This window comes from Bradyrhizobium sp. AZCC 1693, from assembly GCF_036924745.1.
GTDB lineage: Bacteria > Pseudomonadota > Alphaproteobacteria > Rhizobiales > Xanthobacteraceae > Bradyrhizobium.
The window spans coordinates 5,155,496-5,170,114 of record NZ_JAZHSD010000001.1 but is presented as its reverse complement, the minus strand read 5'-3'; the positions used below and the strand labels follow the sequence as shown (position 1 = coordinate 5,170,114).

General features: G+C 62.4%; 13 protein-coding genes and 1 riboswitch. Of the genes, 3 read left to right on the top strand and 10 right to left on the bottom strand.

What is annotated here, in order from left to right:
* Positions 1–102 precede the first annotated feature (102 nt).
* The 5 genes from V1293_RS24660 to V1293_RS24640 all read right to left on the bottom strand — a co-directional run bounded on the left by V1293_RS24660 (position 103) and on the right by V1293_RS24640 (position 3,123).
* Positions 103–831 carry a DUF899 domain-containing protein gene (locus V1293_RS24660; protein ID WP_334512968.1) on the bottom strand — a complete coding sequence of 243 codons (729 nt, stop codon included), beginning with the start codon at positions 829–831 and terminating at the stop codon, positions 103–105.
* A gap of 15 nt (positions 832–846) precedes the next feature.
* Positions 847–1,188, bottom strand: coding sequence for an SRPBCC family protein (locus V1293_RS24655; protein WP_334512966.1), 342 nt, complete (start codon positions 1,186–1,188; stop codon positions 847–849).
* Complete coding sequence (locus V1293_RS24650; RefSeq protein ID WP_334512965.1) at positions 1,188–1,655, bottom strand: ArsR/SmtB family transcription factor; 468 nt, start codon at positions 1,653–1,655, stop codon at positions 1,188–1,190. Before V1293_RS24650 ends, V1293_RS24655 begins: the two co-directional genes overlap by 1 nt.
* A gap of 153 nt (positions 1,656–1,808) precedes the next feature.
* A complete protein-coding gene (locus V1293_RS24645) occupies positions 1,809–2,063 on the bottom strand; it encodes a DUF3551 domain-containing protein (protein ID WP_442894276.1) in 255 nt (84 codons plus the stop codon).
* Between the two features lie 82 nt (positions 2,064–2,145).
* A complete protein-coding gene (locus V1293_RS24640) occupies positions 2,146–3,123 on the bottom strand; it encodes a Bug family tripartite tricarboxylate transporter substrate binding protein (RefSeq protein WP_334512963.1) in 978 nt (325 codons plus the stop codon).
* 151 nt (positions 3,124–3,274) lie between these two features.
* Between V1293_RS24640 and V1293_RS24635 the strand changes: the two genes are divergently transcribed.
* The 3 genes from V1293_RS24635 (at position 3,275) to V1293_RS24625 (ending at position 7,371) form a co-directional block, all read left to right on the top strand.
* Positions 3,275–3,694, top strand: a complete 420-nt coding sequence (locus tag V1293_RS24635) for a VOC family protein (RefSeq protein ID WP_334512961.1) — start codon at positions 3,275–3,277, stop codon at positions 3,692–3,694.
* Positions 3,695–3,891: 197 nt separating this feature from the next.
* Positions 3,892–5,472, top strand: a complete 1,581-nt coding sequence (locus V1293_RS24630; RefSeq protein ID WP_334512959.1) for an AMP-binding protein — start codon at positions 3,892–3,894, stop codon at positions 5,470–5,472.
* Between the two features lie 207 nt (positions 5,473–5,679).
* Positions 5,680–7,371, top strand: coding sequence for an amidohydrolase (locus V1293_RS24625; RefSeq protein WP_334512958.1), 1,692 nt, complete (start codon positions 5,680–5,682; stop codon positions 7,369–7,371).
* 209 nt (positions 7,372–7,580) lie between these two features.
* Here V1293_RS24625 and V1293_RS24620 read toward each other — a convergent pair whose 3' ends face one another.
* The 5 genes from V1293_RS24620 to V1293_RS24600 all read right to left on the bottom strand — a co-directional run bounded on the left by V1293_RS24620 (position 7,581) and on the right by V1293_RS24600 (position 14,578).
* The gene (locus tag V1293_RS24620) at positions 7,581–8,678 is read right to left on the bottom strand and encodes an HD-GYP domain-containing protein (RefSeq protein ID WP_334512955.1); all 1,098 of its coding nucleotides are present in this window, start codon (positions 8,676–8,678) and stop codon (positions 7,581–7,583) included.
* A 288-nt stretch (positions 8,679–8,966) separates the two neighbouring features.
* Entirely contained in the window at positions 8,967–9,641 is a 675-nt protein-coding gene (locus tag V1293_RS24615; protein ID WP_334512953.1) for an O-methyltransferase, read from the bottom strand.
* A riboswitch (TPP riboswitch) is annotated at positions 9,631–9,725 on the bottom strand. (Overlaps the previous gene by 11 nt.)
* Before the next feature lie 394 nt (positions 9,726–10,119).
* Positions 10,120–11,328: a Bcr/CflA family efflux MFS transporter gene (locus V1293_RS24610; RefSeq protein ID WP_334512951.1), complete on the bottom strand. Its 1,209-nt coding sequence runs from the start codon at positions 11,326–11,328 to the stop codon at positions 10,120–10,122.
* A gap of 479 nt (positions 11,329–11,807) precedes the next feature.
* Positions 11,808–14,090, bottom strand: coding sequence for a xanthine dehydrogenase family protein molybdopterin-binding subunit (locus tag V1293_RS24605; RefSeq protein ID WP_334512950.1), 2,283 nt, complete (start codon positions 14,088–14,090; stop codon positions 11,808–11,810).
* The gene (locus V1293_RS24600) at positions 14,087–14,578 is read right to left on the bottom strand and encodes a (2Fe-2S)-binding protein (protein WP_334512949.1); all 492 of its coding nucleotides are present in this window, start codon (positions 14,576–14,578) and stop codon (positions 14,087–14,089) included. Before V1293_RS24600 ends, V1293_RS24605 begins: the two co-directional genes overlap by 4 nt.
* Positions 14,579–14,619 lie beyond the last annotated feature (41 nt).

The window sequence follows — 14,619 nt, the reverse complement described above, 5'->3', positions numbered from 1 at the left end:
TCGTCATTCCGGGGCGATGCGAAGCATCGAACCCGGAATCTCGAGATTCCGGGTCTGGTGCTAACGCACCATCCCGGAATGACGACTGAGGGTTAGTGACGACTAACCATGACAACAGGATGCCTGAACCTGTGACGGCTGGTATTGGTCACGTAGCCGCACCCAGTCCATCGGATAGGGCAGGCCTTCCTCGTGACGCCCGAGCGGAGTGAGGTCGAGATAATGGTAGGCGGCGTTCATCATGTCGAGGCCGCGCGCGAAGCAGGAATAGGTGTGAAAAATGGTCCCTGCCTCATCGCGATAGAACACGCTGATTCCGGGTGCTTCCTCGCTGCCAAAGCGGGTGGTTCCGAAATTGTAGTTGCCGCCTCTCTCGATCTGCTCTGGCGTGAACGAAACGCCGCAATCGTAATTGAACTCGTTGCCGCCGGACGACAACCAGTCAAACGTCCAGCCCATTCGCTGCTTGAACGCGGCGAGCTTTGGCAGCGGCGCGCGCGAGATCGCGACCATCGTGGTGTCGCGGGCGGCCAGATGCGGGATCATGCGCTCGAAGCCATCGGCCCAGAACGAGCAGCTCTTGCAGGCCTCGTTCCAGTCCGGTGCAAACATCACATGCTGCACCACGAGTTGGCTGCGTCCCCTAAACAGATCACCGAGCGACACCTTTCCATCAGGCCCGTCGAACACGTAATCCTTGTCGACCTTGAACCATGGCAGCGCGCGGCGTTCCTCGGCCAGGCGCTCGCGTGCTTTGGTGTATTCCTTCTCGTGCGCAAGGTGAGCCTTGCGGGCGGCGATCCATTCCTCGCGGGAGACGACGGTGTGCATGGGCGGCTCCTGTGTTCAGGCCAAATAGCTTTCGAGCTTGGCCAGCAACTCCGTCCATCCGCGCTCGTGATTATCGCGCGCGGTGGCATCGACGAACTGTTCGTGAAGGAAAGTGAGCAGCGTGCCGCTGCCTTCCGGCTTCATCGAAATCGTCACCAGCGATTCCCGCTCCGGCGTGGAATGCCACGCCCAGCTGAACACCAGCCGCCGGTTCGGCACGACCTCGCGATAGACTCCGCCGACCTCGTTGTAGGTGCCCTTGGCGTTGAAGCTGATGCGGTAGCGGCCGCCGACGCGCAGATCGATATCGGCCTTGACCGAGCCTTCCTCGACCGATCCGGGCCCGAACCATTGCACTAGCCTTTGCGGGTCGGCCCACGCGGCGTAGACTTTTTCGGGCGTCGCGTTGAACCGGCGCTTGAGCGTGAGGCTGGGGCGCTCGGCAGGCTCGGCATCGCGGACGCTTGACTTGATAGGGCTTGACTGGGCGGCCATGGGTCTTCCTCCACAAAAGCGGCAAGGCGGTCGAGAGCGTCGGACCAGAAGCGCTGATAGCGATTGAGCCAGTCCATCGCCTGCTCCATCGGCTGGGCGGTCAACCGGCAAGCGACCGTGCGGCCGGTCTTTTCGCGCGCGATCAGACCGGCGTCCGACAGCACATCGAGGTGCTTCATGATCGCGGGCAGCGACATCGAAAACGGCTGCGCCAGTTCGCTGACCGAAAGGCTTTCGCGGTCGCCGAGCCGCGCCAGCAGCGCGCGCCGGGTCGGATCGGACAGCGCGGCGAAGGTGCGGTCCAGGACTTCTTCTTGAAGCTTAACCATATGGTTTAGTATATACGCAAGCCAAGAGGAGTCAAGCCTGCGCCTGCATCACGGATTTGAGAGTTGTGACAAGGGAAGTTCGGATGGCCGGATCAGCGCAAATAGCTTTCGCGCATCAGTCCGGCCATCCCGGGAAGAGTTCGCGAGCCCCGATCAATAGTCCCGGTAAACACGCATCCGCCGCTGTTGCCCGAACGCGGCGCGCGGATTGACATTGCAGTAGAGGCCGCGCCCAGAGGCCGATGCCATGCACTGCGCGTAGGTGCTGTACGAGCAGTCGCCGGGGATGCCGATGCCCCGGCCCTGGACGCAATAGGGGTAATCGTAAGCCGCCGCCGGCGAGCTGCCCGCCACCGTGGCGACTGCCGCTGCCGACAGCGCCAATACCGCTAACATTGCATTACGCATCATCGATCTCCGTCACGTGACGCAAAGCCGCGTCGCCTTTGCGATAAAACACCGCGGCCGCGCCAATGTTCCGTGAGGTAGATCACTGCACCTTCTCGACCTGGGCCTCCTCGATCACCTTCTTCCACTTGTCGGTTTCGGCCGCGATCATCGCACCGAACGCTTCCGGCGGGCCGATCAGCGGTTCGCCGCCGAGATCGACCAGCCTGGCCTTGATCGCGGGCTCGGCGAGCACCTCGTTGATCTCCTTGTTCAGCTTGGCGATGATTTCCTTCGGGGTGTTCTTCGGGGCGCCCATGCCGAACAGTGCGCTCGCCTCGTAGCCCGGGATGGTGTCGGCGAGCACCGGCACATCAGGCAACAGCGACGACTTCGTCGCGCTGGTGACGGCCAGCGCCCGCAGCGAGCCGGCGCGGATGTGCGGGAGGACGGACGGCATGTTGTCGAAGATTACCTGGACCTGGCCGCCGAGCAGATCGGTGATTGCGGGCGCAGCGCCGCGATAGGGGATGTGCTGCATCTTGGCGCCCGACATCGCCATGAACATTTCGCCCGACAGATGCACCGACGTGCCGTTGCCCGACGACGCCAGGTTCACCTTGCCGGGATTGGCCTTCACATAGGCGATGAACTCGGCAACCGTCTTCGCCGGCACGTCCTTGTTGACCGTCATCACGTTCGGCACGCGATTGAACGCCGCGACCGGCGCGATATCGCGCACGAGGTTGAACTTCAAATTGGCGTAGAGCGTGGCGTTGATGTAGTTCGCCGGATTGACCAGCAGCAGCGTGTAGCCGTCCGGTTCGGCGTTGATGACGGATTCGGTCGCGATGTTGTTGCCGGCGCCGGGCTTGTTCTCGATCACGAATTGCTGGCCGAGCCGCTCGGAAAGCCGCTGGCCGATCAGCCGCGCGATGATGTCGGTGGCGCCGCCCGGCGGATATCCGACGACCCATTTCACCGGCCGGGTCGGATAATCCGCCGCCGAAACGCTGCCGATCGAAGCGGCCGTGGAAAGGCCGATCATGGCCAGACAAATCGCGGTGCGACGTGAAATCATAAAACTTCTCCTTGGAGGCCGGGATTCAGAACCCGGTCCGTTTCTATTGAGGCGCGGCACTATTGAACCGAACGCGGGCCGCGTTGTAACAAACAAAGTCAGGTGCGGCCAGTGCGACGCAAGCGCGCCGACCGCGACGAAAGGATAAGGCATGTCCGTCAGGGTTAACGCGCTCGACCATCTCGTCATCAATGTGTCGGACGTGGCGCGTTCCACCGAGTGGTACCGGAAGATTCTCGGCATGGAGGTCAAGGTGTTCGATCCGGGTGCGGGCAAAACGCCGCGGACCTCGCTGGTGTTTGGTAACCAGAAGATCAACGTGCGGCCGCGCGATGCCGACAAGGTGGAGTGGTTCACGGCCGACCACGAGACCGCCGGCAGCGACGACCTGTGCTTCCTGACGTCAAGCACGCCGGACGAAGTCGTCGCGCATCTGAAGGCCAACGGGGTCAGAATCGAGGAAGGCCCGGTGGCAAAGCAGGGCGCGCGCGGCACGCTGCGATCGGTCTATTGCCGGGATCCGGATGGCAGCCTGATCGAGATTTCGTCGTATGAGGACGGGACGAAGTAATACTCCCGCGCTCGTCATGGCCGGGCTTGTCCCGGCCATCCACGCCTTTCTTGCTGCAATACCGAAAAGACGTGGATGCCCGGGACAAGCCCGGGCATGACGCAGAGAATGACCGATTTGCCCATCGCGCCGTCCGATGGCAGAACTACTCCCAAGCAAGATCAAAAGCCGCCGCACGGCGGCACGGGAGGAATTCTATGCCACTTTCACAGGCCGCACCGGGCATTGTCGGGCCATTCGCAGGTCTCGACGTGCCGTGGCTGCTGCGGATGCGCGCCGAGAGCCGCCGCAACCATCCGTTCCTGATCTGGGCGCCGTTCGAGGCAGCGGCGCGGAGCTGGTCCTACAGCGAATTCCACGACCGCGTCGGTGCGCTTTCCGCGGGCCTTGCGAAACGCGGCATCAAGCCGGGCGAATATGTGCTGATCCATCTCGACAATTGCATCGAGGCCATGCTGGCCTGGTTTGCCTGCGTCGAACTCGGCGCGATTGCCGTCACCACCAATACCCGCTCGGCGGCAGCCGAGATGGAATATTTCGCCGGCCATTGCGGCGCGGTCGCCGCCATCACCCAGCCGGCATATGCCGAGCTGATCTCGGCCAATTGCCGCGGCCTGCGCTGGATCGCCGTCATCTCGCATGATGCCGGAGCTAAGCCTGTGCGAGGCGCACCGCGCGGCGACAGTTTCGAGCAGCTGTTCGCCGACAGCGCCGACCGACCGCGCCGCGCCGCCGACCCGTTCGCGCCGTGCAGCGTTCAATACACCTCCGGCACCACGTCGCGGCCGAAGGCGGTGCTGTGGACGCATGCCAATGCACTGTGGGGCGCCAAGATCAACGCTGCGCATGAGGACCTGCACGCCGGTGACGTGCACCAGACCTATCTGCCGCTGTTTCACACCAACGCGCTGGCCTACTCGATGCTGGCGACGCTGTGGGTGGGTGCTTCTTGCGTGATCCAGCCGCGGTTTTCGGCGAGCCGCTTCTGGCGCGTGGCGCTGGAGCACAACTGCACCTGGACCTCGACGATCCCGTTCTGCATGAAGGCATTGCTGGAACACGAGATTCCCAAAACCCACAGGTTCCGGCTCTGGGGTACTGCGGTTTCCGAGCCGCCGCCGTTTGCCGCCTTCGGCGTCAAGACGATCGGCTGGTGGGGCATGACCGAAACCATCACCCACGGCATCGTCGGCGAGGTCGACCAGCCCAACACGCCGATGTCGATCGGCCGCGCTGCGCCGGAATATCAGATCCGCATCGTCGAAGACGACGGCACGCCGACTGATGTCGGCGGCACCGGCAATCTCCTGATCAAGGGCATCCCCGGCCTGTCGTTGTTTGCAGAATATCTGCACAACGAAAAAGCCACGCGCGAAAGCTTTGACGAGCACGGCTATTTCATCACCGGCGACCGCGTCACGCTGCTGGAGAACGGCTTCATAAAATTCGGCGACCGCACCAAGGACATGCTCAAGGTCGGCGGCGAGAATGTCGCGGCGTCCGAGATCGAGCAGGTGATTGCGGTAGTGCCTGGGGTGCGCGAGGCTGCCGTGGTGGCGAAGAAGCATGCGATGCTGGATGAAGTGCCGGTCGTGTTCATCATTCCGCAGGCCGGCGTCAAGGGCGCACCGGCCGATCTGCATGACACCGTGATGGCCGCCTGCCGCAACGGGCTCGCCGATTTCAAGGTACCGCGCGAAATTCACTTCGTCGACGACATGCCACGCTCGACGCTGGAGAAGGTGGCGAAGGCGGAATTGCGGAAGATGCTGGGGTGAAGCGGCGAATGTAGGGTGGGCAAAGCGAAGCGTGCCCACCATTCACGACCACAGCAAGAACATGGTGGGCACGGCGCAAGAGCGCCTTTGCCCACCCTACGATTTCGGCTTCGTCATTGCCTGCGACAAACGCGAAGCGTTTGCGCAAGGGAGCGCAACGACGGAAGAGTAGAAGAACAACATAGAGAACCACAGGGGGAGCGCGTCATGCCGGAGCTGAGGTCGAATTCTGCGAGGCTTTCTTGCTATCTTGCGGCGGCTTTCATCGTGACGTCACCGGTCGGCATCGCGTCGGCCCAAAGCGCCGACATGATCCTGTTCAACGGCAAGATCCTCACCGTCGACAAGGATTTCTCCACGCAGCAGGCGGTGGCGATTACCGACGGCAAGATCCTCGCCACCGGCACCTCCACAGCGATGAGGAAGCTCGCCGGCAAGACCGCGAAACTGATCGATCTCGGCGGCCGCACCGTGATTCCCGGGCTCACCGACGGACACATCCACGGCATCCGCGCCGCGCTGACCTTCGGCACCGAGGTGAACTGGATCGGCGTGCCCACGCTGAAAGACGCGCTGGAGAAGATCGGCCAGGCAGCAAAGGCGCAGAAGCCCGGATCCTGGATCGTCGTCGCCGGCGGCTGGACCGAGGAGCAGTTCGCCGAGAAGCGCCGGCCGACACCGGCGGAGGTCGCCGCAGCGGCGCCCGACAATCCCGTCTACATCCAGCATCTCTATGACTGGCTGCTGCTGTCGCCGAAGGCGATGGAAGCGCTGAACATCCGCGACGACAACGATGTGACGCCCGGCGGCAAGCTCGCGCGCGATAGCGACAACAAGCCGACCGGCGTCATCGAAGCCGGCGGCGCTGCGCTCGGCAAGATTTTTGACAAGCTGCCCAAGCCGACCATGGAGCAGCAGATCGACGGATCCAAAAGATTCTTCCGCGAGATGAACAGCCTCGGCATCACCGGCATCGTCGACGGCGGCGGCGTCAGCATGTATCCGGCGAACTACCAGGCGGTGTTCCGGCTGTGGCAGGACAAGCAGCTGACCGTCCGCGTCGCCTATCATCTCTGCGCGCCAAAGCCCGGCAGCGAGCTCGCCGACCTGCAAAACCTGACGCAACTCTCGCCGCCCGGATTTGGCGACGCGATGCTGCACTTCAACGGCCCCGGCGAAATCCTGATCTGGGCCGACTGGACCGACGGCGACATCACGCCCGACGGCAAGGCGAAGCTTGCCGAACTGCTGCGCTGGGCGGCGTCAAAGCGCTACACCATCCAGCTGCACTGGAACCCGGACCGCACCGTCCACGACCTGCTCGACGTGGTCGAGGACATCAACAAGGATTTTCCGGTGCGCGACCTGCGCTGGACTGTGCTGCATCTCTACACGGCCTCCGAGGCCAGCTTGAAGCGGATGAAGGCGCTCGGCCTGGTCTGGGGCGTGCAGGATGGGCTCTATTTCGGCGGCGAGCGGCTGCAGAAGGAGGTCGGCGTCGAACAGGCCAAGGCGGTGCCGCGGATCGCCACCGCGATGAAGCTCGGGCTCGTGGTCGGCGGCGGCACCGACGCCCATCGCGTGTCGTCGTACAATCCCTTCGTGTCGCTGCAATGGTATCTCGACGGCACCACCATCGGCGGCACCAGGACCCGCGGCGACGAGGAAGCGCCCAGCCGCCGCCAGGCGCTGGAGATGTACACCCGCAACACCGCCTTCATGGCAAATGACGACGACAAGCGCGGCACGCTGGAAGCCGGCAAGTTCGCCGACCTCGCGGTGCTCTCGTCAGACTACATGACCGCGCCCGTGAAGGAGATCGGCAAGATCAAATCGGTGCTGACGATGGTCGGCGGCAAGGTGGTGTATGCGGCGCCGCCGTTTGCCGAGGCGCGCTAATTCACCGCGGACTGGATTGGCAATACATAGGGTGGGCAAAGCGAAAGCGTGCTCACCCTTTATCAACGGCAGCGCAAGAGAGGGTGGGCACGTCGCTAACGCTCCTTTGCCTACCCTACGCAATCTTGTTCAGTTCACCTCGAATGGGATCGGCAGCTTCTTCGGGCCATTGACAAGATAAGCCTGCGTCATCTTCGCTTCGCCGAGACTCAATAGTATCCGAACGCCACCGGGCGGAAGGCGTGCAGCAGATGCTGGTCGATCTTGTCGCCCATTTCTTCCATCATGCCGAACGCCTTGGCGTGGGTGAACTGCAGCCGGTAGGCGCGCTTCTCGACCAGGGCCGCATAGATATCCACGATCGTGGTCAGCCGCACGATGTCGCTGATCTGCTTGCCGTTCAGGCCGTTCGGGTAGCCGGTGCCGTCGAGGAATTCGTGGTGGTGCAGCACCACGTCGAGCATTTCGGGCGGGAAACCGCCTTGGGCAGCCAGCGCGTCATAACCGCGGCGCGGATGCTGGCGCATCTCTTCCATCTCGTCCAGCGTCAGCGGGCCCGGCTTGTCCAGGATCGCCACCGGAATGAACGCCTTGCCGACGTCGTGCAGCAGGGCTGCACGGGCGAGACGGCGCTGGTCGTCGTCGCGCATGCCGAGATGCTGCGCGTAGGCGACCGCAAAGCCGGTGACAAAAAGGCAATGGCGGTAGCTGCCGGCGTGATGGCAGCCGACTGTCGTCAGCCATTCGCGCAGGGACGAATGCTTGATCGCCTTGAGAATCTTGTTCTCGGCCTCGACGATGTCGCTGAATTTCAGGGGAACGCCGGCCGGAAGCTTTTCGAAGATCTTGACCATCACGGCATGCGCCGCCTCGACGCCCCTGTTCAGGACCTTGCCGCGATCGGTCTCGTCATATCCGTCGCTGTCCGGAAACGCGGCGCGAATCCGCTGCAGGATGCCTTGCGCGTCGAACGGCCGCGCGATGGTGTCGGTGGCGCCGAGCGCCCAGGCCTGCATCGATCCGTGATGCAGCGCATCCGCCAGCACGAACAGCCGCGGCATTTCGCGATAGGCCTCGGCGCGCAGCTTGTTGCGCACCAGCTGCACGCTCTCGGCGGAGCGCAGGTTGATGTCGACCACGATGCCCGCCAGGTCGCGCTCCGGCGCGTCGGGAATGTCAGATGTCGCGATGGTGTCGACCTGACCGACGGACCGCAGAATGCTGGCGAGTTCGCTGCTTTGATCGCTCCGATCCGAAGCCAGCAACAGCCGGCGCTTGGTCGAAGTCTTGTTGGCTACCGATGTCATGAAACCCCAGACCCCTAGCAATGACGACTTGCAACTGAAGCTAGCGGAGAAGGGGTTCTCCGGGGCTTAAGAGGGATCGTGAATGTAGACTACCGTGAACGCTAAAATTTTAGCGATCTCATTGGTGAAAGGCCGCAACCATGCACATCCCGTCGAGGCATTGTCATGGTCTGGAGCCGTCGCTTTTGACCCCAAGCGGCCGTCGTGCGGGAGCGCAACACTTGTGTGACTTTGATTTGCGGGTCGCGCTCACACCGTAAAGATTGACGGTCCTCTCGGGCGTCGCTTTCAGCGCCGAACCGATAGCTCCAAGCCCCCTTGGAAAGGCAAAGTCATTGTGGTGAAGCGGTTCGCCGGATCGTTGAGAAACGCAAAGTAGTCGGCATAGAACGCTCGATGATCGAGGGTGTTATCGCACACCACAATCGCGCCCCCGGAAAGATGCGGCGCAATCAACTCAATCGCCGATCGCGCCATAGCGATCCAAACGTCCATAAGGACGAAGTCAACTGGCCCATCAATCCGCTTCAGCGTCTCACGAAGATCGCCCTCACGAAGCTCGATGAATTGGCTTACGCCCGCCGTTGCAAAATTCGCCCGCGCCGCTTCCGCCTTTTTCGGCTCGTACTCGGTCCCGATAACGATGCCGTCAACACCGTACGAGCGCGCGTTTTCGCGCACTGCGGCAGCCATATAGATCGTCGACACTCCGTAAGACGTTCCGACCTCGATAACCTTGGAAGCCTTCTTGGCGCGGCACAACTGGTAACAAAATTCTGCCTTGTTGCGATCGAGGGCCACCAGCTTGTCGCTCCGGAATGCTTTGATCTCGTCCGCTCCCGGAGGAAGTTCGGCATCGTTGCGTCGAGCTTCGAATGCCTGGATCAGCGCAGTTTGCTCGCGGCTCTTGGCGTGGAGGCCGTCAAGAAACGATTGCAACTTCTCGTCGCCGATAACGGCCATGGCTTGCTCCCTTCGCTGGCATTACCCAGACAGGTTCAGCGGGTATGATCTCAGCCCGCACAGCGGGCACCCCGGAAGCTCAGAAACTTGCAGTTCGACGGTCGCTCGTCAAGTTCGACGCGATGCTCTGCGGAAAATTGAACCAATGACGCCGAGCACCTGGGCTGTACCGTGCTCAGAAAAACACACTACCTCGGATCATCAGAGTTGGCTTGTGCGCTATTGGCCCGACCCTTCCGACACCGCCCAGCTTGATCGTGCTCGATGCTGAGGGGTAAGCTGCCATCGGTCAAGAGACTGGCGGCTATGTGGGGAGGACCGACCGGGCTCGACGGGGTGTCTGACTCGTCGGTCGTGACCCATAGCGCCATAAAGTGCTGACAGAGCATCTCCCTCTGACGTGGCTCCGCTTATGATGAGAACGACCGTCGAGGCGCGGGGAGGCAACGGGCCATTCTTCGGAAGCCCGGACCTCAAACTAGGCAGGGTTCGCCGCGGCCTCACGACGGTCGAGCCAAAGCACGAACAGTGCGGCCAGCAACGCCATCGTCGACGAGAGAAGCATCATCCCGAGCAAGACGAATGCTGCGTTTGCCTCGTTCAGAATAGTCCCCGTAATCCCGGACATCAGAGCCCCGCCTGCGCCAGTGAGTGCGCCTGATAGGCCTGCGGCGCTTCCGATCAGTTCGGGCCGGACTGACATCGCGCCGGCATTACTGCTTGGCATCGATACCCCGTTGCCGAAGCCGAGAAACACACACGAGCCAAACAAAGAGACTTCGTGCACGACTCCGGCGAGAAGCAAACTCAGGCCCGCCGCCAATCCGGCGCAAGCGACAACCCTACCAGCAACCATCATCGTTGTGAGTGGATAGAGCGCAGCAAAGCGCCCCGAGACAAAGCTGCCGAGAATGAAGCCCGCGGCTGTGCTCCCCATATAGAATCCCAGTGTCGCTGGCGACATCTGAAACACCGTTGTCGCCACGAGAGGCGCGGCCGCGAGAAAGGCGTAAAGAGCACCCATTGAAAACGCCATGCAAAGCGAGTAGCCCCAGAATCGCCGGGATCGGAACAAGCTGGGAAAAGCCTTAAACTGTTTCGTGAAAGTCTCGGACGGATTCTTGTTTGTCTCGCCAAGATCGAGCCAGCACAAGACCAACACTGCCGCGCCAAAGCCGAGGAAAGCCCAGAAGTTCGCGCGCCAGCCAAATAGTTGATCGAATGCTCCGCCTAGCATCGGGCCCAGCATTGGTGCGATTGCCCACGCGATGGACAGATAGCCCATGAGGCTTGCCGCTTTCTGCGCAGGCTCAGTATCCCGAATGATCACGCGCGAAAGCGCGAACCCAGAGACGATCGCGGCCTGCATCGTGCGAAAGAGCAAAAACGCCCAGACATCCAACGCTAGCAAGCAGCCGAGCGACGCAACCACAAAGATCACAAGACTCACCAGGACGACCGGCCGCCGGCCAACCCTGTCCGACAAGGGCCCGATCAGCAGTTGCAGCACTGTCGTCATTGCGGCATAGCCGGCAATCGATACGCTCGCGAGCAGCCGATAGCTGGTTTGGAACTCGGCGGCGATATTCGACAACGACGGGAGGAACATGTTCAGCGAGACGACGGACAGGCCGCTGAGCAGCACGAGCGTGAACAACTTTGGCGGTGCGGAGGCGGCGGAGAACATGAGAACCTTTCAACGAGGCAGCGCCTCGCCCGTCATTGACGTGTCGCCCAATAAAAAAGCCCCCGAACTTGGCGGGGGCGCACGGGGTAACGATATGGATGCCGTTACGGGTCCATGCGCACGTCTCCTACTACGACGATCAGCAGTATCATTTCCGTAAGCCCCAATTTTCGACCGCCCAGCGCGTCTGCGACCACTACCACGAAGCCGACGGTCATCAAGGACCCGTCGCTTGTCGGCGGGAGTCTCTAAGTGGCCCAGAGCGGAATCGTTCTTGATGCGTTCCTTTGATGGCCGGTAGTGGGAGAGTACCGTCCGCGAAAGCGGATGATCCAGTACGCCGTGACAGTTATTATCACCCTCGAAGGCCGCGGCGTACTGGATGCCCCGCCTTCGCGGGGCATGACGAGATCTGGCCTTAAAAAATCCGCCGGAGGCATTGCCTCCGGTGGGTCATGCTTAATCGATGCTTCGGCGATTTACGTCTTCATATTCGCCTTCACCGCTTCGGCCGTGATCGGCAACGAGCGGATGCGCGCACCGCAGGCGTTGAAGATGGCGTTGCCGAGCGCAGGCGCGATCACCGTCACCGCCGGCTCGCCGACGCCGGTCGGCTTGTCGCCGTTGGCGATGACGTTGACGGCGACTTCCGGCGTCTGGCTCATCCGCAGCGGCGTGTAGGTATCGAAGTTGGTCTGTTCGATACCGCCATCCTTTAGCGTCGCCTTCTCATACATGGCGAGCGAAAGACCCCACAATGCCGCGCCCTCGACCTGGGCGCGGATGTTGTCGGGATGCACCTGCATGCCGACGTCGGTGGCCACGGTCAATTTCTTGACCTTGACCTCGCCGGAGTCCGACACCGCGACGTGGGCCACGCATGCGGTCCAGCTTGCGGTCGCCCGTTCCTGCGATGAGACGCAGGCGACGCCCATGCCCTCGCCTTTCGGCAACTTGGTGGTGCCGTAGCCGGCCATGCCCATCGCCGCCAGCAGCGTGTTGCGCAGCCGTTGCGCACCGCCGTCGTTCTTGCCTTTGCCGTCCAGCAACGCGATGCGGTACTGCGCCGGATCCTGGCCGGCCGCATGCGCAAGTTCGTCGATCATGCTTTCGACCGCCCAGAAGGTCCAGCCCGGCGCCACCGAGCGCAACTGCCCGGACGGGGTGGCGTTGTGCGCCATCTCGTTCTTGATCGCGCGGACATTGTGATTGGGCACGGAATAGAAGAAGTCCGCGCCGTTCACGGTGAACGAGTCCAGTGGTCCTTTCTTGTCGACCGAGGGCGGCAGCATGTCCGGGATACCCCAACGCGCGGTCGGCCATGCGCTGACCACGTCGTGATTGAGCGCGATCAGCTTGCCGTCGGCGTCCAGACCGGCCTTGACCTTCTGGAACGTCAGCGGCCGCGAATAGTCCATGGTCATGTCGTTTTCGCGCGAGTAGATGACCTTGACCGGCTTGCCGACAGCCTTCGCCGCCTGCACCGCAGGCACCATCATGTCGGCGTCGAGACGCCGGCCGAAGCCACCGCCCAGCCACATCTGGTGCATGACGACGAACTTGGGATCGATCCCGGCCGCGCCTGCCGCGATCGCGCCGGAGCGCGTCGCGAACTGGTTGCCGGAATAGATGTGCAGGATGTCGCCCTTGAACTCGGCCGTGGCGTTCATCGGCTCGAGCGGCGCATGGATGTTGATGCTGGTGGTGTATTCCGCCTCCATCACCTTCGCCGCCGTCCCGAAGGCCGCCGCCGTGTCGCCGTCCTTGACGAAGAACTGCCCGGAATCGTCGAGCGCCTGCAGCCGCTTCGCCTCGTCAATCAACGACTGGCTCGACAGCTTGGCGTTCGGGCCGTTGTCATAGGTGATCTTCAGCGCGTCGGCCGCCTTGCGGGCGTTGGCATAAGTGTTGGCGACAGCCACCACCCAGCCGGTCGTGCTTCCCGTCTTGTCGTCGAGCGTGATGGCCTTGATGAAGCCCGGCACTTTCTTGGCAGCAGCATCGTCGACCGCCTTTACCGTGGCGCCATAGCGCACCGGCGGCGTGACGACCTTGCCGTAGACCATGCCCGGCAGCATGACGTCGATGCCGTATTTGGCTGACCCGTTGATCTTCGGGGGGATATCGAGCTGCGGAACCGAGACGCCGACCATCGTGTACTGATCGGGCGTCTTCAGCTTGATCGCCTTGAGTTCATCCGGCGTGAAGGTCTTGGTGATCTTGCCGCTCTTGACGATTTCCGCAAACGTCATCGACTTCTTCGACTTCGGATGCGACACGACGGAGCCGCGCACCACCAGCTCGCCGGCCGGCACGCCCATCGAGGCGCTAGCTGCTTCCGTCAATGCGATACGTCCGGCGGCGCCCGCGCGGCTCATCGCGTCGAAGTTCATCATCGTGCTCCAGCTGCCGCCGGTAATCTGCGCGCCGAGCACGGGATCGTTGAACTTGGGATCGTTGGAGGCGAGCTGGACCCGCATGTCCTTCCAGCTCGAACCGAGCTCCTCGGAAACGATCTGCGCCATGGTCGAGGCGATGTGCTGGCCCATGTCGGCCTTGCCGCAGGTGACCGTGACGAGACCGTCGGGACCGATCGAGTACCACACGCTGGGTTCGAAAGCGGAAGGCGCGGCCAAAGCCTGATCGATACCTGGAACGGCAGCATAGCCGAGCACGAGGCCCGTGGCGGCCGAGCCGACCAGGAACGAGCGGCGGCTGAGATCGGTGGGCGCGCTGTCGGTGATTTTCACATGCGTATTCATGTTGCCCTCCGCTCGGTGCCGGCGCTGGAGGCGGTACGCATTTCGGATGCGGCGCGCATGATCGCCTTCTGAATGCGCGAATAGGTCATGCAACGGCACAGATTGCCGTCCATATGCGCGACCACTTCGTCCTTGGTCGGATTAGGGTTCCTGGAGAGAAGCGATGCCGCCTGCATGATCTGGCCGGACTGGCAGTAGCCGCATTGCGGCACCTGCTCGAGGATCCAGGCCTTCTGGAGCGGATGATCGCCCTTAGCGGAAAGACCTTCGATGGTGGTGATCTTCTTGCCGACGGCGTCGCTGACCATGGTCTGGCAAGAGCGAACGGCTTCGCCATTGACGTGAACCGTGCAGGCGCCGCAGAGACCTGCGCCGCAACCGAATTTCGTCCCGGTCATCTGCAATTGCTCGCGGATGACCCACAGCAGCGGCGTATCGTTGGACGCCTCGACGGACATATTCCGTCCGTTGATGTTGAGATTAGGCATTGTCGCTCCCCTTCCGGTGTTGGAAGCCGCTTACGGCGGCA